This window comes from Streptomyces sp. NBC_00820, assembly GCF_036347055.1.
Taxonomy (GTDB): Bacteria; Actinomycetota; Actinomycetes; order Streptomycetales; family Streptomycetaceae; genus Streptomyces.
The window spans coordinates 1-16,040 of record NZ_CP108882.1 but is presented as its reverse complement, the minus strand read 5'-3'; the positions used below and the strand labels follow the sequence as shown (position 1 = coordinate 16,040).

Sequence of the window (16,040 nt, the reverse complement as noted above, 5' to 3'; positions counted from 1 at the left end):
ACCCTGCCTGATCTCGGGTGCGCGATGAGCTGGGCCCAGGTCTACAAGGTGCGGCCCCGCGTCCCCCTGGCCTGCCCCGGATGCGGGTGGGCCGTGCATGCCAAGCACTCCCCGCAAGGGGTGCGGTTCTTCTGCCACGACCCGGGCCGCGACGGCACCTGCGAACTGGGCGGCGAATCGTGGGAACACCACATGCTCAAGCTCGAGCTGGCCTCGACGGTCCGCAGCGCCGGATGGCACGCCGCCCTCGAGGTGGCGGGAGGTGATGGCGCATGGCGCGCGGACGTGATGGCGTCCTCACCCGACGGCAGCAGGCGCATCGCCTGGGAGGCGCAGCTCTCACCGATCACCGACCGGGACATCCTGGCCCGCACCGCCCGCTATGCAGCCGAGGGCATCGGCGTGTGCTGGGTGTCCCCGGGCCCCCAGGCACCCCCGTGGATCGACGTGGTCCCGGCCGTACAGGTCAGCGCCCCCGACCAGCACGGGCAGCGTTGGAGGGTGGTCGACGGCCTGGGAGGATTCGACGCCGCCGCCGGGACATGGGCGTTCAAACCGCAGGACCTGGGGCGGTTCGTGAGATGGGTGCTGTCCGGCAGCGTCACCCCCGTCGCCAGCCTGCCGCACTACACGTCCGTACAACGCGGCTCCGGCCTCGGCCGCTACGTGCAGCGTCGCCTGTGGTGGACCTCCGCCCAGTCCGAGCGCGCGCAGAACGAGCACGACCGCAGACGCCAGGAGCAGGCCGAACGGGCCGACAGAGCCCGTCGGGAGGCCGCGGACCGCCGCGCCGCACGCCAGCAGCAAGAGCTCCAGCGCAGGCAGCAACTCCAGCGGCGCCGCAAGAGTCAGCCTGTGCCGGATCCCGAAGACGAAGAGACCCGCCGCGCCCAGGCACAGGAGCAGCGGCGCTTGGAGCAGGCATGGCGGCGGCAGCGTGAGCAGGAGGCCGCGAAGCGGGAGGAGCTGGCCGGTCGGGCGGTGGAGGTGGCACGGGCGTGGTGGCAGGACGTGAACCCACGGCAGCGTGCCGAGCTCTTCGCCGCGGTCGCCGAGCGGGCCTGGCACGACGAAGAGGTACGGGTGGAGATCCCCGAGAGGCCGCAGGTGTCCGAGAGCTTCGCATACGGCATCCCGCTCTTCACGACGGGGCGGCTGCGCGCCCTGTACGGGATCGTGCGTCCCTGCCCCGAACTGGTCTGTCTGTCACCGCAGCTGGAGTTCCAGCACATTGTGGTGCGTGATGAGCAGGAAGCCCGTCAGCTGGCCGGGGTGATGTCGCCGCGAGCCCGGATCACGAACCTCTGCCTCTCCAGCGACGCCACGGGTAGGCCCGGGTAGACAGCCTGCGATGCCCGGTCCGGCGCAGCTGGGCAGCCGGGCAGGCATACGACCGTCATCCCCGCGGCCGGCGCAGGATTCCTGTGACGACAGCAGGCCGAGCACGGCGTGTTCAGCGTGGTGGCTGCACCACCGTTCGGCGGCGGCAGTCGGTGAACGTGCCGATGCCCCGGTCTGTGCGAGAGGTGCAGAGTCTCGACCTGTACTGCGGCCGGTCGCCGGAGCCGGCCCGGGTGCCCGCCGGGCTTGGGGGCCCGCCGGGCGGTGCGGACCCTCCTGGTCTGAGCAGGCGCCGTCCGCCGCTGGGGGCGGCGCCGGTAGCCGCGCCGATCCCGCCGCCGGCAGGACGAGTGATGTCAAGGCTGTTGTGCCGGGTCGACGGTGACGAGTGCCTGCTGCGCGGGTGTTTGCTGGGCTGTAGGACGAACACCCCGGCTACAGGGGCGCATGGCGGCCGTCGTGACTATGCGGCTCAGACGCGGGAGCGCAGGTAGCCGGGCAGGTGCTTGTCGCAGCAGGCCCACTTTGCGCCGGACTTGTCGGTGACGGCGTACTTGGGCGTCTCGGTGCAGGGCTTGGCCTTGCTGCCTCCCCAGGTGCAGCAGTTCTTGCTGGCGTGACCGGAGATGACGTCGGGGTCGTGGCGCTGGACATCGACGGCGGGCGGGCGCTTGCCGGTTAGTTCCGCTACGGCCATGACTTCCTCGGCGCCGAAGGCGCGGCTGACGCCGGAGGGGCTGAGGCCGGCGGCCGCGCCGAGGGATTCCAGCGTGTGCGGGCGGGGCTGGTGGAAGATCCGACCGTAGGCCAGGAGCAGTCGGATCTTCTCGTCGGCGTCTCGCTTGATCTCGACGAGGTCTTCGAGAGCGACCAGGAGCGCGTCGTGTTGCGGGCCGTGCTCCTGTGCCGCCTTGACCGTCTTCCTATACCAGGCGTTCCACGCGAGGTGCCTGGCCTTCAACGTGTCGAGTTCCTCTTGTTGCGGGTCAGCCGGCCGCGGCCAGCGGATGGCGGAGATGTCCTCGTAGCGAGCTTTGAACATCTCCGGCGTCTCATCAGTCATGCCGCGAAGCGTGCACGAAATTTTGACTGACTACAAGCAAACTTGAGTGAAGGCAAGTTCTCGTGATTGCATGGGCGTTCACCGAAGTGCACCCTCGCCCTCGGCCTCAGCGGCCCTGTGGCGTGGCGCTCGCGTCCCACCGGCGCGCCTGGACCGGGGGCGTCAAAACGGTTACCTCGCACAGCCCTTGCGTTCTACCGTTGCTGGGCATGAGCACGCAGGCCTTCCAGGGCGCCTATCTTCTGCCGCTGTTCCACGCGATTGAGCAGGCCCGTGGTGAGCACGCCTACCGGCAGTTGCCTGCACCCGCACCGGCCAGCAGCCTGGCTGCCGACGACGCCCCGCTGGGCCTGTACTCCGCCGCGCACCTGATCCAGAACCGGCCTGTCTCCGACCCGTGAGCTGTCCCAAGGGCCACCTGCCCCGCCGCCCGATCCGCTCGCGCCTCACCGCCCTAAGCTGTGCGCCGGGCAGTGGGGTGTCGCGGACGGTGAAGTGCGCTACTTTCGTGCCGCATGGAAGCCACCTCCCAGCTGCGTCAGGCCGTCCTTACCTGGCTCGAGCAGGCACGCGATCTGCCCTCCATACCCCAGGCCATCACCGATGTAGCACTGTCGACGCAGCCGGAGTTCGAAGCCGTGATCAACGCGGTCGTGAGCGCCGCGCCGAAATCCGAGCACCGCGACCTGTACGGCAAGGTCGACGGTGACTGGCTGCCCCGATGGTCCACGCTCCTGGCAGGATCGAGACTGGGTGATGCGACCCGTCTAGTGGCCCAGGGCGCGACGGTGCCGGTGGAAGACGTCGCGGACAGCTTCGTCGCCTTCTGCACGGCCCCCGCTCCGGCAGCGGAGGACTGGCTACTTCTCACCGGTGACCTCCCCGTGGGGACACGGATCCCGCTGGGCCGCTACACCCTGCAGACCTTCACCGCCGACGAACTGAGGCAGCTGGGCCCCATGCCGGCCCTCCAGGGCCTCCAGCCGTGCGGGCTCGACCTCGATCTCTTGGCCGGTGCGCCCTTCGTCCACGCCCCGAACCCCGAGCGCGCGCCGGACCGCAGGGACACGGGCTGGTTCGACTTCGCCGGTCCACGTCCGGAATCCCTGCACTGGAGGGCGTTGCTGCCATTGATCCTGTGGAGTGAGGAGCTGCTGCACGTCAACGCGGTGTTCGGCGTCGAGCGCGGCCGCTACTTCGACCTGAACCCAAATCAGGTGCCCACTACCATCCAGACCTACGAGGACCGCCACGGCAGCCTGGAAGAAGTCGAAGTCCGCGAGAGCGGCAGCTTCCACGTCGCTCCAGCCGCTCTCCCGCGGCTGCAGGCCTTCTGCTCCGCGGTGACAGCGAAGATCGACGCAGTCATGGACGGCATCACCAGCGGCCGGAGTCTTCCGAGGAAGCGCGCCCGCCGCTTGGAGCGAGCTGCCCGTCACCTGCTGCAGGCCTACCAGCGCACCTACAGGGATGACGGTGTGTGGGAGCAAGAAGCCGACGAGCGGCTTCTGGACTACGTCATCGCGCTGGAAGCCCTGATGGTCAGCCCCGGCGACAAGCACGAGGGCATCAGCGAGAGGATCCGGACGCGGACGGCGGCCCTGTTCCCCAGCCCTCTGCGCGAGGGCGTCGAGAGCAGAGTGCAGAAGGCGTACAGCGCGCGATCGAAGTACGTACACGGAGACCTGCTCGCTGACCAGAAGGAGGCCCAACTGCGCGAGCTCAGGCTGCTCGTCCGGCAGGTCGTCCTGCGCTGGCTCATCCTCACCCCCTACGACACTCAAGACCTCGCACCTCGTCTCGACGCTGCAGCCGACTGCACCAGCTGCGCACGTGCCATCAGCGAACCCCTGCTGGCCTTCTTTCAGGCATCACCGCCACAGGAGGACAACCGGGCCTGAGGCGGCACTGCCTCCGCTGCCACTGGCCGGCATCGCCCACAGGTGCGAGTTGCACTGATCAGGGCATCAGGGGGTGACGTGCGCGCTGTCGAGCCGTCGGTGCACCATCGACAGCGTGGTGAGCAGTTCCAGCAACTCCTCGTCGGTGACGGTGCGGTGAAGGCGTGGCTCGTGCGCGGCCGGGTTGCGGTACATGCTGAACAGGCCCTTGACCAGGTTCGCCAGCCCCTTCTGCTCATCCAGCTCGGGCCCCGTGGCGTTCGCGTTGATGGCTACCCGGACCGTTCCCTGGCCCGGCATGAGCACCGCGTCGACCAGGCGCGCCCCGTCCATGCCCTGGCCGGTGAGGGTCCGCAGCCGGTCGGCCACCGACTTGACCGCCTCCAGACTGGCGTGAAAGGGGTTCTTGGCCAGGATCTCCAGGGTGCAGTAGCGCAGCACCTCCGGATGCGTGGAGCGGCGGCGCAGCTCGGCCCGCAGGGAACTGGCGTGCCGTGCGGCCTCGCTCAACGTGGCAGCCGCCGGCCCTCTGGCAACCTGCCCCTGGTCGTTCACCCGCAGCCCGACATGGACGAGGACCTCGTTGAGGTCGTCCTGCCGGCGTGAGAACGTGTGCGGCTGCTGAACGTAGCGCACCGGGGACATCGCCACTTTGATGAACGCGATCACGCAGTTCGACGCACCCTGGCGTGCCTGCTGCGCCAGCAGCGCTCCGGCCAGCCGGTCCCGCTTGTTGCCGCCGTCGACGTCCGGCACCTTCACGACGGCCAGCAGTTGCCCGATCTCCCGTCCGGTCAAGCCGTGAGTGGTGTCGCCGAGCACACCTGCCACCGCCGTGACGACCGTTGCCGGCCAAGGCTCGTGACGTGTTGCCATATGCCGTCCCTTTCCCCTCGTCCCATGGCCAACCGGCCAGGATGACACGGGCGTGAAGGGCAGATCCCCGCTTTTTCTGTTCATGGCGGCGGTGTGTGCGGCGCAGCGGCTGCCGGCCGGAGTGCTGCCCTGGTGTGGCTATCACGCCAACTCGCCGCTGTGGAAACTGTCTCGAAATGGCTGTATCGATCCGCTTTCTAGTCGTGTACTACTGGGCATCAATAGCGTTGTAGTCATCTACAGCAGTGAAGTCGAGAAGGGGAACACGTTGGTCTACGACATTCGTCCGCTCGCCAACGGCCTGCGCACGGACCACCCGGTGCCCGGTCTGCCGTTCGTCGACGACTCACATCTGCCGCTCGACGACGGTCCCGACGCCATCGAGGCCGTCGGCCGCAACAAGGGCGAAGGCATGTGGGGCCGTTGCGACCCCTCCCGCGAGGGAGGATGGCTGGCCTTCACCACCGACCCGATCGCCCACCACCTGGGCTGGGCCGTGCGCTACCACCCCGACCACGGGCGCACCGTGCTCCTGCTGCGCGATGAGGACACCGCCAGCCTGCACACCTACTGGACAGGCGCACCGCTGCTGTTCCGGGCCGGCGGCTACTGGCGGGACGGCGAAGCCTGGTACCGGCCCGGCCAGATCTGGGACCCCGTCACCGAGGACTACGCCCGCCACAGGGCCCGCGCCACGGCCACCGTCCACGCCAACGACATGCTCGACGGCCACGCCCACCCTGACCGCGCACACGTGCACAAGGTCGCCACCTTCGACCCCGCCACCGCGGCGCCGAACGACTGGCTCGACGACCTGACCCGGTGGGCGCAGCACCACCAGAAGCAGAACGACCCCCTGCCGCTCGACCGGTGCGTCGTCGACCTGGCCAGTCCCGAACTTGCCGGGGACCGGCTGCTCGGCGTGCCCGAGATGGCAGCGCTCGGCGGCATCACGGCCTCCACCCTGCGGGGCTACATCTCCCGAGGCGAGAACGACGTCCCCCTGCCCCAGGCGACCGTCGGCGGCCGCGCCCAGTGGTCCCGCCCGGTCGCCGAAGACTGGGCCGAAGCCCGGCGCCGCTCCTCCGAGGGGCTAAAGGACGCCATGTCGGCCGGCGACCGGCACCATCTCGCCCCGGGAGCGGCCCAGATCCGCGACCGGTTCAGCGAAACCTTCTTCAGCTTCCTGTGGAAGCGGCCCGACATCCGCAAACGCTGGGCCCTGCGCCACCGCAACGAGCCGAGCGTGCGGGAGGTAGCCGACCAACTGGCCTTCGAAGTCGCCGACAGTCTCCGGCAGATCATCCCGACCGACGCCCTCGGACCGACCCTCCGCCACGCCATCCTGGAGGACTTCACCACCTCACTCCGCATCGCCGAACGCCGGGGTCGTGAGCTCACGGACTTCGACCTCATCCTGTCGCTGCCCCTGGCGAAGATGCTCAGCTGGTTCATCCAGCACTTCCCGACCTCGGCCCAGTGGTACCTCGGCGAGATCATGAGCGAGGCGGACAAGCAGCTCGGCATCCCCGCCCAGGTGACGGGCGAAGCAATGCGGCGATCCGCGACCACGAACGGGGAACTCGACGCGCAGGCCGCGAAGGAGTTCTTCTCCCGCCTCGTGCCGAGGGAACCGGAGAGCTGAGACCACCAGCGGACCCGGAGGGGGCGGGAGCCGCCGACAGTGGCTTCCGCCCCGAGCGGCTTGAGGGCGCTGGTACGCGAGCTGACCGACCGGCCCTGTGAGTCAGGCCGGTTCAGTGCGGTCGATCATGGCGCGCAGCTTCTCGCGCAGGTCGAGATGCTCCTTGGCGGACGGCTGGGCCGCTGCCTCGGCCTCCCAGGCGGCGAGCTCCTCTTCGTCCGGCCACTGGAATTCGGGCGCGGGGGAGTTGAGGTAGCGGAGGCCGAGGAGTTCGTAGTCGTCCGGCGTCTTCAGCTGTCCGGTCTTCCGTTTGATCCTCTCGTCCTGCTCCAGACGAGGGAGTACGCGTTCGGCCGCTTCGCACGGGGTGAGCGCAGGCGGCTCAGCGCGTACGACGGGGGGCGGCTGTCCAAAGGCGCGCCGCGCGGGGGCATCGGCGAAGAGACGGCGATGGGCGTCCAGCCAGTTTCGTCTGTCGGCGGCAGGCATGGACAGGGCTTCCATGAAGGCGGTGAACAGCGTCTCGGTGGGAGGTATCTGTCCCTGGAGGACCAGGTGGAGGGTCGAGTGGGGCAACCGCGTCCGGCCGTCCGGGGCGCTGCCCGCGAACTTCTCGAGCTGATGCAGCGGCGGATACCCGCCCGCGATCCGCATGAAGATCATCGACTCGACGAGCTCGGCGCGCGAGGTGACCATCTTCGGCCCCAGCGCCCGGGCGCCCGGCAGGACTTCCTCCGCCTTCGCGGCGTGCCAGGCCCGTGCCATGTCGTCCTCCTTGCGGCCGCAGGCGCGCGTGATGGCCTCCACGGTCTCCAGCAGGGGCACCCTCTTACCTGCGAGGGCGCGGCGTACGACGCTCTCCGAGACCCCGCTGTCCTTGGCGAGCGCCTCGAAGGTCTTGCCCGAGGCCTCCTTGGCGGTGCGCAGCCGCTGGATGAGAGCTCGCAGCTCGGGGTGCGTGCTCGCCGGGATGGGGCTGAGCGGTCGGCCGGCCATCTCAGAGCGTCCTGCCGAACGCGTGACGCATGTCCAGGCGCAGCCCGGGTCGGGCCCGCGCGAGCCGGCTGGCGGCCGCGGCCGCCAGCCCCCCCAGCACGGCGGGCACTTCGTGGCCGGTCACGGCCAGTGCGGTGACTGCCAGGACGACGATGACGATGACGACGGCCTCGCCAGCCAGGAGACGGTCGGCGAGCGGGTTCGCGATGCCGCACTCGGCGACCGCACCGGCCGTGGCCAGGCGGGCGGAGAAGACGAACATGGTGCTCCTCGAACTGATGACGCAACAGATGAAGCTCGCTGCAAGGCTGTTGGGGGTGAGGCGCCCGCAGGCCTTGGCGAGGCCCTGATCGTGGCACCTGACCGGCCCGGCGGGCCAGGCCGATCAGGCGCATTCCGACACCTGTGTCCACACGGACGTACCGTCGTCGCGCGAGGTCTTCATCTCGCATCACCGCAGTTCAGCGCGTTGTCAGCGCGGAATTCCGTCTCTTTATCCAATTTGGCGGCCCGAAGCGGTAGCACCCTCAGCCACACCCCTCGAGAAGCGCGGACCACCTGGCCCGGACACCACGCCCTGCCGGTCTCCAGAGAAAGAGAAGCGGACGATGCACCGCCTTCGCCCCGGGCCGCCGGTCCGCAGCAGACCGCAACCGACGACAAGCCGGGGAGATGCACCTTCCTCCGGACCGGCAGGCGTTGTCAGTGCCACGCCCTAGGGTGCCGGGCATGGCCCGTTCCTGGACACGACTGCATGAGCACCTCGGGGCTGCGCCCGGCCCCCTGGACTTCGACATAGTCGCCAAGGCTGCTGCCGACCGGCTGGCGGAGTCCGACGACCTGGACTGGAAGGAACAGCTTCCTCAGCCCCCGCGCGAGGGCCGCTGGAACGAACTGGCCAAGGACGTTGCCGCGATGGCTAACACCCGCGGCGGCCTGATCATCTTCGGCGTGCGGGACACCACGTGCGAACTGGTCGGCATCAACTCCGGCGACGTGAACATCGAGCAGTACGCCCAGTGGGTCCGCAACCACGTCCAGCCCTACCTGCCCGACCTCACCTTCACGGTCCTCACCTCGGCCGACGGCGCCACCAGTGTGCTGGTGGCCGATGTCCCCGCCAGCCCCATGGCCCCCCACCTCGTCTACGGCACCGCCACCCGGGACAAGGACCAGCAGGCCGCCGTCGCTCCCTACCGCGACCGCGATCACACCGCCTGGATGGCCGAGCACCAACTCGAACGCGCCTACCGCGACCGCTTCACCCGCGCCCAGCGGGCCGAGGACGAAGCACACCACCTGCTCGCCCACGCCCAGGAGACCGTCTCCGCCCAGCACACCGAGCCGGCCGCCTACTTCGTCGCCCTGGCCCGCCCCGAACGCCCGCTGCCGCGTACCGCTCCCCGCCTGACCCGCGAAGAGACCACCGCCGTGGCCCAGGCCGCCCGCCGCCGGGGCGGCGATCCGATGAGGCCCGGCCCCCTGACCAGTCTGGAGATCGTCACCGGCAACCCGCGGCCCGGACTGCGCCGCTGGGTTCTGAGCACCCTCCTGCTGCAGAGCGCCCGCGAGGTCCACGCCGAACTGCACCACGATGGGACCGTGCTGCTGGCCGCCGACGTCTCCTGGAACGCCGCACGAAACCTGGCCGCCGATGAGCTGCCCGGCGCCGGCGTCGCGGTGTCCCAAGACTTCATCGGCGCCTGCTGCCGCGACCTGACCACCACGGCCTGGGAACTGGCCCGTCGGCTGCGGGTCGACAGCGCGCTGCAGCTGACCGTGACACTCACCGCCGTCACGCCCTCTCCCAGGACGCCGAAGCCGGCCCTGGTCCCGGTCGTCACCGGTTTCGGCGGCTTCACCGACGTTCCCGACCACGCACGCCACCCCCGCCGGATCCAGCCCGTCACCGCCCCACTGACCCCGCTCGACGAGGCCGAAGCCCTGCAGGAGACCGCACAGGAGCTGTTCACCGACGTGATGAACCAGTTCGGCCTCGACCCGCAGCTCTGAGCACCCAGAAGCCCATCTCATCCCGACGACATGAGAAGGCCCGCACAGACGATGCGCCTGCCCGCACCGCACGGCGCACCCAACCCGCTTTTCGCACGCCGTTTCGCGACCAGAATCCGGCAGACCGGCCGCCGCGCCGTGACCCCGGCCCGACGACCGTCGTTGTCCTGGCTGGTGCCGCCCTACCTTGTCGCGCTGTGACGGTGCCCGGCCGAGTGTCGCGTCAGCCCGCGACTGACGCGGACGGGTAGGCCCTAGACGCGCCGCGTCACTCACAGCGCCCCGCACGTGTGGCCACGCCACCCAGCAGGCGCCGGATCGTGGGACCGGCCGTAAGGGACGGCACGGCCATGACCTCCACCCACCCGCGCAAGCGACCGCAGCGGCGCAGCGAGATCCCCCACGGCCCGCAGCAGGACACCGGTCTGCAGCAGATCCGCGACGCCCTGCCGCCCGCGCCCGCCCCCTGCACGGTCGAGCCCGCCCCGGGTCCGGTGGGCGAGGAGGTGCCACCGGAGCTGCTGGCGCTGGTGACCCACCACTGCCGCCGCATCAACGCCTACCTCGCCCGCGCCCAGCACCTGCAGACCCTGCACGGCGACAACATGAAGCAGTGGCAGCGCCTGGTCCTGTACGCCCTGACCGACGCCCTCGCCCACAACCACCTCCTGGTCGGCACCCTCGCCGCCTACCTCCAGCGCCAGGACCTCGACACCGACCTGCTGCGCCGCTACCTGCAGTCCCCCGACCCCGATCGCTACATCACCGGTGAGGCCGTGCAGCACCTCGACGGCCTCACCGGCGCCGTGCCCGAGGACTCGCCAGAGCCGGTCTGGATGGCCGTCGGCCGGCACATCGCTCGCGACGGCCGCTTCAGTTAGCCGTGCTGGCGCGTAGTGCCTGGCGTATGCGGGTGTCGGCGGTGCGGTCGTCGGCGACATGGCTGAAGTGCTGGGCGGAGTCGGGGTGGTCACGCAGGACGGCGCCGATGACGGATGCGGCCTCGCTCGTCAGAGCCCGCAGCCAGGGGGTGATCTTGGCCTGGGCGCTCCACTGGTCCCAGGCGGCGTCCCAGGTGCACATGGTGTGGGCGGCCTCCTCCAGCAGGTCCCAGTCGCGGTGGTCGGCGGCGTAGGAGCAGAGGCCGTGCAGCCAGATCACGACCCTCGCGGCTGCGCCGAACTGCACGATGTGGGTGTCGTCTCCGTCGACGTGCTCTGCCAGGGCGCGCAGGAGATTGTGAGCTCGGGCGGGTTCTCGTGCGAGGGCCGGCCCGGCCTGCTGGGTGTCGAGCTGGGCGAGCACGCCGACGTGGAGTTCGTAGTCCTCGGGGTGGTCGCCGACCAGGGTCAGCAAGGTCTCTGCGGCGGCCGCGTCGCCGTTGCCGACGGCTTCGAGCAGGGTCTCGGCGGCCGGGAGGGGGTCTTCGGGGATGACCGCGTGTTCACGGTCGATCAGGTCGAGGAGGTCGCTGACGGTCTGGGGGCGACGCTGCGGATCCTGGTGGGTGGCGGCGCGCACGATGGTGCGCCACGGGCCGGGAGGGGGCAGCAGCGACAGGTTGGTCTCCGGCAGCTTGCCGGTGAGGGCCCAGGCGATGACTCTACCGATGCTGTAGATGTCGCTGGACGCCGTGGCCTCATGGGGTGCCCTGAACAGTTCCGGGGCGGCGAACCCCTCGGTGCCGAGGAAGTGGCCGGTGCGGCCCACCTTGGTGGTCTGGCCTCGTGGCCGGCGGACGATGCCCCAGTCGGCGAGGGTCCAGCGGCCGTCGAAGTAGAGGACGTTCGACGGTTTGATGTCGCGGTGCAGCCAGCCGTGCTCGTGCGCGGCGGCCAGCACCGATGCCAGGGCGTCGACCAGGGCGCGCAGCTCGGCCGGTTCCTGGAGCACCTCTTGGCGCTCGGCGGCGGTCGCGTCCGCCCAGGGCATCACGAACCAGATGTGGTCGGTGCTGAAGTCGAGGATCGGCATGGCGTGGGGATGGCCGTTCAGCAGCTGGCCGATCTCGATCTCCCGTCGCATGCGGGCCACTTGACGGTCGGCCGGGTACTTGCTGTGCAGCTTCTTCAATGCGACGGTCGTGCCGGTGGGCTTATGGATCGCCTCGAACACATCGGCCTGGCCCCCGTCCGGGACCGGCTCACGCGGGCAGGCGTAGTCCTTGCGCACGCCGCGAGCGGCACGGCGGACCGCGGCGTAGGCGGCCTCGCTGGATGGTGCGGACGGCGCGACGGCCGAGGGAGCGGGGTGCTCGGTGCGAGGGCGCGCCGGGATCAGGCGGCCCTCGTACACCGGGTAGCCGCTGACCGTGCTGGCCTCGGCGAGCTCGTAGCCGTCGGGCGCCAGATGGTGGTTGACCACGGCCAGCAGCCGCCGGACCTCGACGGGGTCCGTCCGCACCGCGGGGTGGATCATCTCCGCGAGGAAGTGGAGTAGGACCTCGTCGGTGCCAGCGGCGAGCCCGAAGCGATCATCGCCGAAGACCCAGTCGTCTTCCCAGTCCCCGGGGTTGTTCCAGCAGTGCTGGACGATGTCGTCCTCGGCCGTGGTGAACCGCGGGTCATGACTCTTCAGACGGTCCAGGTCGTACAGCCTGCGCAGGAAGGTGACCTCGTCCAGGCTGCCCGACCAGCTCGCCCCCGTGCTGCGCAGCGCGTCGAACAGGTGCCGCCGGGTGACTTCGGTGATGGACGCCGGCGGCCCTGCGGGTATGCCGCTGCCCCGGAAGCGGCCGACGACGGTGTCGACGGAAACCGACCGGAGCAGGGACGTGCCCATCACCCTCTCGGTGCGAGCACGGGCGAAGAGATCCAGATCGAAGGAGACGTCGTTGAGAGCCCGCAGCACGGTGCGCTGCAGATCGGGACCCAGCTCGCGCAGCCGTTCGTAGTAGGTGTCCCGCAGCCCGAGCGAGAAGAAGGCCCCGTCCAGGGTATCGAAGTCCTCCGGCAGCGGCGTCCAGGCCGGCCCCGTCATGCCGAATCGGCCGATCTTGACCCCGCCGATCTCCCGGATCTCGCCGCCTGGATCCACACAGAGCAGCAGGAAGGTCGTCTTGAAGCTGTAGTCATCCCAGTCGTCCCGAACCAGGAAGGCCTGCCCCGGCATGGGGGAGACGGGCCGCCCGCGGACGGGCAACACAGTGAACTGCACAGTTCCTCCGGAAGACACCTCGGCCTCGCGGCCGGGCACATCAGAACAGAAGATCCAACCGCCTATATACGAGCGGTGCCGCTCCCGGCGGAGCAGCATCGGGCCCACCGCGGGGTCTGAGCCGCGCCCTCGGCGGGGCGACCGTCTTGTGCCGCCAGGGTGGCGGATGGCTACTGGTCAGGGTGGACGGCTTGAACGCCGGTGCCCGCGTACGCCTTGGGGGTCAAGGTGAGCAGGTACCGCCCGGCGGGATGGGTGGCGGAGGGGCGGGCAGCGTGGATGGCGTGGACGGCGGCCCAGGAGTGCCCGAAGCGCAGCAGTTCGGTGGCGGTGACCGCGGCGTCGGTGTCGAAGGCCTCGATGCGGATGAACCGCAGCCCCTTGATGTAGCCGAGCAGGCCGGCCCGTTCGGCGTCGCCGGCCGTCAGGGACAGCACCGGTGCGTACAGGTCACCGAGCCCCCCGGAGGCCTGGACGTAGAACGCGGCGACCGCCTCGTTGAACGGATCCTTCGGGTCGAACAACGCGCTCGCGGTCGTGTGGTCCAGGACGACCGCGATCCCCGCCACTACGCGGCCGCCTGCGGGCTGTGCGCGGCGCCGCCCAGGCGCTCGAGCAGGGCTCGGGCCTTAGCCTCGGCCTCCGGGCTCGGCGCGTGGCCGAGGGCGGAGGCGAGTTCGGCACGGGCCAGCTCGGCCCGCTCGGCGTACTCGGCCTGCGTCGGAGTGCCCTGCGCGAGGTCCTCGACCAGGCTGCGAATGGTGGTGCCGTGCTCGGCCGCCAGCTGGGCGAGCCGGTCCCGCGCGGCAGTGCTCACCTTGATGCTCGTCTCGTCTGCTGCCATATCCCCACCCTACCCCGCTCCTCTACCACAGGTAGAGGAAACTCCGATCAGCCCGGGAGCCGCAGATACACGCTCCGGACGGGGCACGGCTCCGGTACGCAGTCGGTACGCGAGATGCGAAGAGGGATGAGGGGCAACCCCGCGCGGCGCCCTGGACCACCGGTCTTGCTGCACTCATCCACCGACACGCGCAGCCGCCATCACCGAGGCTGCGGCAAGATCACGTCATCCGGCCTGCACCCACGCCCCTTCACCTCTGCGCCGCCGTTCGCCGCCTGTCGGCCGTTCGTCAGCTCCTCCATGGAGCGCATCCACCTCTCCCCGAAGCCGACGGCCCCCGTCTCGTCGCCGGGGATGCTGAAGATGTCCGGGTTCTCGGCGAACTGGTCCATCAGGATCTGGTACAGCCTGCCGAAGAACGGCTCGAGGAAGACCGCCAGGGACTCGGCGAACTGCCTGGGGGAGGGGTTGATGGCGATGACGTGGTCCAGGAACGGGAACATGCCCCACTCATCGATCCGCTGCCGTAGCGCGGCCTGCGCGGGGGTGTCCGGCAGGAGCAGTCCGTGCAGCACGTACAGCCCGTAGAACATACGCAGACCGACCAGCACCTCTCGTGCGCGCACCAGCTCCTCGTCACTCGCCCGCAGGACCTGAGCCACCATGTCCGCGTTCTGCTGGAGCAGCCCCCAGTCCACCGGCGGCCCCTCGCCACGCTCCGCGGCACCCAGCATCTGCGCCCAGTCCTCGGCCGTCAGCCCGAACATGCCGAACGCGGCGAACGCTTCGGCCAGCGCGTCCGCCCCGACCTCCTGCGCTCCCAGGCCGATCGCGGCGGCCACGTGCACCATGCTCCTGAAGTCCGGCCCCTCGGCCTCGGCCGGCACGTCCCCGCCGGCTTCGAGCGCCGCACGCACGAGCGTGGGATTCGCCGCCCCGCGATACGGCCCAATGAGCCGCCCGGCGGCCGCGTACAACGCGTCCTGCCCTTCCTCGCCCGCCCCGGCCGCGCTGCGCGCGAACTCCACCAGCCGCTGCGACGCCGAGCGTTGCAGCGCCCACACCAGGGCCTCACGCACGGCGGCCACCGGCGGCTCCGGCACCCGGGCCGCCCCCGGCCGCACCGGCGGCGTCCCGGCCTCGGCGAACCACGCCAGCACGGCCAGCCGCCGGTCACGCCCCTGCCGAAGATGCCGAGCCAGCGCCGCCGCGCTCTCCACCACCAGCGGATCGACCGCGTCCACCACCGACCCCCGGCCGCGCCCCAGCCCCCGCCGCCGATGACGCGGCAACAAGCCCGCCCGCCGCCAGCTCTCCAGCTGGCTTGCCGTCACCGCCACCTCCCGCGCGGCAAGTTCACGGACCACTTGCAGATCAGCCGGACTCGGCGCCCCTCGTGCCATGCCCACCATTACAACCCCGAGAAGCGCAATTTTCTGCGGCTTTGCGGCTCTGGCTCACTGGTCCCAGCACCACAGCCCACGCCGCTGCACCCGGCCCGAACGAAGGACACCCCGCGATGCCGAAGAAAAACCGGCCCTCCGCCACCCCGCCCCAGGACCACGGTGCGCCCGTTCCCGCCTCGTGGCGGCGCCTCGTCTCCTTAGCGCTCCTCGCCGGAGCCGTACGCCACCTCGGGGCCCTTCTGGCCGGCCTCGCAGTGACCTGGTGGCAGCACGACTGACACCCGCTACCCGCCTGGCACACCCCCGCTGAGGTGATGTCAGGCGGGTTCGCTGCACAGAGGTTGAGTTCCTCTTCGTGCTTCCCGCTCCGGCACACCACAGACCCGCCCCACCGCAATCTCCCACTCAGAGGGCACGCACCCAAACCCGGATTCACCCAAAGTTCTGAGGTGAAGGAAACAACCAATCGGCCACCCCGAGCCTGTCCCCGTAGCCAGCCGCCCGCGCATGCGGGCAGGGTCCGGGAGCGCAGCGGACGGACCTCAAGGCTCCTTCTAGGAGCGTAGCGACGAAGGAGCCGCCGGCTCGGAGCGTAAGCGGAGAGCCGGAAGACCATCCACCCAACCTGCGGATTGGGTAAAAGTCCTGACGGAAGGAAACACGGCTCGGAGCGCAGCGCAGAGCCAACTCCTCGCAACGCGAGGAGTCCCACTTCGTCACCCGCGCGCAGCGCGGGGCTTCGCTCCGAACTCCCAAGCGCAGCACGGGAGTTCTCTTGGAGCCTGCGCAGCGAGCTCTT

15 protein-coding genes are annotated in these 16,040 nt (G+C 70.2%); 7 read left to right on the top strand and 8 right to left on the bottom strand.

The window, feature by feature from the left end; genetic code table 11:
* Positions 1-24 precede the first annotated feature (24 nt).
* Entirely contained in the window at positions 25-1,341 is a 1,317-nt protein-coding gene (locus OIB37_RS00075; protein ID WP_330455426.1) for a competence protein CoiA, read from the top strand.
* Positions 1,342-1,813: 472 nt separating this feature from the next.
* On the opposite strand, the gene OIB37_RS00070 is transcribed toward OIB37_RS00075, so the two are convergent.
* Entirely contained in the window at positions 1,814-2,404 is a 591-nt protein-coding gene (locus tag OIB37_RS00070) for a hypothetical protein (RefSeq protein WP_330455425.1), read from the bottom strand.
* A 209-nt stretch (positions 2,405-2,613) separates the two neighbouring features.
* Between OIB37_RS00070 and OIB37_RS00065 the strand changes: the two genes are divergently transcribed.
* Both OIB37_RS00065 and OIB37_RS00060 read left to right on the top strand, forming a co-directional pair.
* The gene (locus OIB37_RS00065; protein WP_330455424.1) at positions 2,614-2,805 is read left to right on the top strand and encodes a hypothetical protein; all 192 of its coding nucleotides are present in this window, start codon (positions 2,614-2,616) and stop codon (positions 2,803-2,805) included.
* 114 nt (positions 2,806-2,919) lie between these two features.
* Positions 2,920-4,305 (top strand): hypothetical protein, encoded by a 1,386-nt coding sequence (locus tag OIB37_RS00060; RefSeq protein ID WP_330455423.1) that lies wholly within the window; start codon positions 2,920-2,922, stop codon positions 4,303-4,305.
* Between the two features lie 66 nt (positions 4,306-4,371).
* Here the strand turns inward: OIB37_RS00060 and OIB37_RS00055 are convergent, their stop codons facing one another.
* Positions 4,372-5,181 carry a TIGR02391 family protein gene (locus tag OIB37_RS00055; RefSeq protein ID WP_330455422.1) on the bottom strand — a complete coding sequence of 270 codons (810 nt, stop codon included), beginning with the start codon at positions 5,179-5,181 and terminating at the stop codon, positions 4,372-4,374.
* Positions 5,182-5,449: 268 nt separating this feature from the next.
* Here OIB37_RS00055 and OIB37_RS00050 point away from each other — a divergent pair, with 268 nt between their 5' ends.
* Positions 5,450-6,826: a helix-turn-helix transcriptional regulator gene (locus tag OIB37_RS00050; protein ID WP_330455421.1), complete on the top strand. Its 1,377-nt coding sequence runs from the start codon at positions 5,450-5,452 to the stop codon at positions 6,824-6,826.
* Between the two features lie 102 nt (positions 6,827-6,928).
* Here the strand turns inward: OIB37_RS00050 and OIB37_RS00045 are convergent, their stop codons facing one another.
* Both OIB37_RS00045 and OIB37_RS00040 read right to left on the bottom strand, forming a co-directional pair.
* Complete coding sequence (locus OIB37_RS00045) at positions 6,929-7,822, bottom strand: helix-turn-helix domain-containing protein (RefSeq protein WP_330455420.1); 894 nt, start codon at positions 7,820-7,822, stop codon at positions 6,929-6,931.
* Position 7,823: 1 nt separating this feature from the next.
* Positions 7,824-8,084, bottom strand: a complete 261-nt coding sequence (locus tag OIB37_RS00040; protein WP_330455419.1) for a hypothetical protein — start codon at positions 8,082-8,084, stop codon at positions 7,824-7,826.
* Positions 8,085-8,551: 467 nt separating this feature from the next.
* Between OIB37_RS00040 and OIB37_RS00035 the strand changes: the two genes are divergently transcribed.
* Complete coding sequence (locus tag OIB37_RS00035) at positions 8,552-9,835, top strand: AlbA family DNA-binding domain-containing protein (protein ID WP_330455418.1); 1,284 nt, start codon at positions 8,552-8,554, stop codon at positions 9,833-9,835.
* Positions 9,836-10,185: 350 nt separating this feature from the next.
* A complete protein-coding gene (locus OIB37_RS00030) occupies positions 10,186-10,716 on the top strand; it encodes a hypothetical protein (RefSeq protein ID WP_330455417.1) in 531 nt (176 codons plus the stop codon).
* Here the strand turns inward: OIB37_RS00030 and OIB37_RS00025 are convergent.
* The 4 genes from OIB37_RS00025 to OIB37_RS00010 all read right to left on the bottom strand — a co-directional run bounded on the left by OIB37_RS00025 (position 10,709) and on the right by OIB37_RS00010 (position 15,169).
* The gene (locus OIB37_RS00025; RefSeq protein WP_330455416.1) at positions 10,709-12,991 is read right to left on the bottom strand and encodes a protein kinase domain-containing protein; all 2,283 of its coding nucleotides are present in this window, start codon (positions 12,989-12,991) and stop codon (positions 10,709-10,711) included. The two genes, OIB37_RS00030 and OIB37_RS00025, sit on opposite strands and share 8 nt — an antisense overlap.
* A 170-nt stretch (positions 12,992-13,161) precedes the next feature.
* A complete protein-coding gene (locus OIB37_RS00020) occupies positions 13,162-13,560 on the bottom strand; it encodes a hypothetical protein (protein WP_330455415.1) in 399 nt (132 codons plus the stop codon).
* Positions 13,560-13,835, bottom strand: a complete 276-nt coding sequence (locus OIB37_RS00015; RefSeq protein ID WP_330455414.1) for a hypothetical protein — start codon at positions 13,833-13,835, stop codon at positions 13,560-13,562. Before OIB37_RS00015 ends, OIB37_RS00020 begins: the two co-directional genes overlap by 1 nt.
* A gap of 200 nt (positions 13,836-14,035) precedes the next feature.
* Positions 14,036-15,169 (bottom strand): hypothetical protein, encoded by a 1,134-nt coding sequence (locus OIB37_RS00010; RefSeq protein ID WP_330455413.1) that lies wholly within the window; start codon positions 15,167-15,169, stop codon positions 14,036-14,038.
* A gap of 185 nt (positions 15,170-15,354) precedes the next feature.
* Between OIB37_RS00010 and OIB37_RS00005 the strand changes: the two genes are divergently transcribed.
* Positions 15,355-15,519, top strand: coding sequence for a hypothetical protein (locus OIB37_RS00005; protein ID WP_330455412.1), 165 nt, complete (start codon positions 15,355-15,357; stop codon positions 15,517-15,519).
* Positions 15,520-16,040 lie beyond the last annotated feature (521 nt).

Bases quoted from the DNA above. Each gene is read 5' to 3' on its own strand.
- OIB37_RS00035 (WP_330455418.1), top strand. From the start codon at position 8,552: ATGGCCCGTTCCTGGACACGACTGCATGAGCACCTCGGGGCTGCGCCC.
- OIB37_RS00075 (WP_330455426.1), top strand. From the start codon at position 25: ATGAGCTGGGCCCAGGTCTACAAGGTGCGGCCCCGCGTCCCCCTGGCC.
- OIB37_RS00060 (WP_330455423.1), top strand. From the start codon at position 2,920: ATGGAAGCCACCTCCCAGCTGCGTCAGGCCGTCCTTACCTGGCTCGAG.
- OIB37_RS00045 (WP_330455420.1), bottom strand. From the start codon at position 7,822: ATGGCCGGCCGACCGCTCAGCCCCATCCCGGCGAGCACGCACCCCGAG.
- OIB37_RS00030 (WP_330455417.1), top strand. From the start codon at position 10,186: ATGACCTCCACCCACCCGCGCAAGCGACCGCAGCGGCGCAGCGAGATC.
- OIB37_RS00040 (WP_330455419.1), bottom strand. From the start codon at position 8,084: ATGTTCGTCTTCTCCGCCCGCCTGGCCACGGCCGGTGCGGTCGCCGAG.
- OIB37_RS00015 (WP_330455414.1), bottom strand. From the start codon at position 13,835: ATGGCAGCAGACGAGACGAGCATCAAGGTGAGCACTGCCGCGCGGGAC.
- OIB37_RS00055 (WP_330455422.1), bottom strand. From the start codon at position 5,181: ATGGCAACACGTCACGAGCCTTGGCCGGCAACGGTCGTCACGGCGGTG.
- OIB37_RS00070 (WP_330455425.1), bottom strand. From the start codon at position 2,404: ATGACTGATGAGACGCCGGAGATGTTCAAAGCTCGCTACGAGGACATC.
- OIB37_RS00065 (WP_330455424.1), top strand. From the start codon at position 2,614: ATGAGCACGCAGGCCTTCCAGGGCGCCTATCTTCTGCCGCTGTTCCAC.
- OIB37_RS00005 (WP_330455412.1), top strand. From the start codon at position 15,355: ATGCCGAAGAAAAACCGGCCCTCCGCCACCCCGCCCCAGGACCACGGT.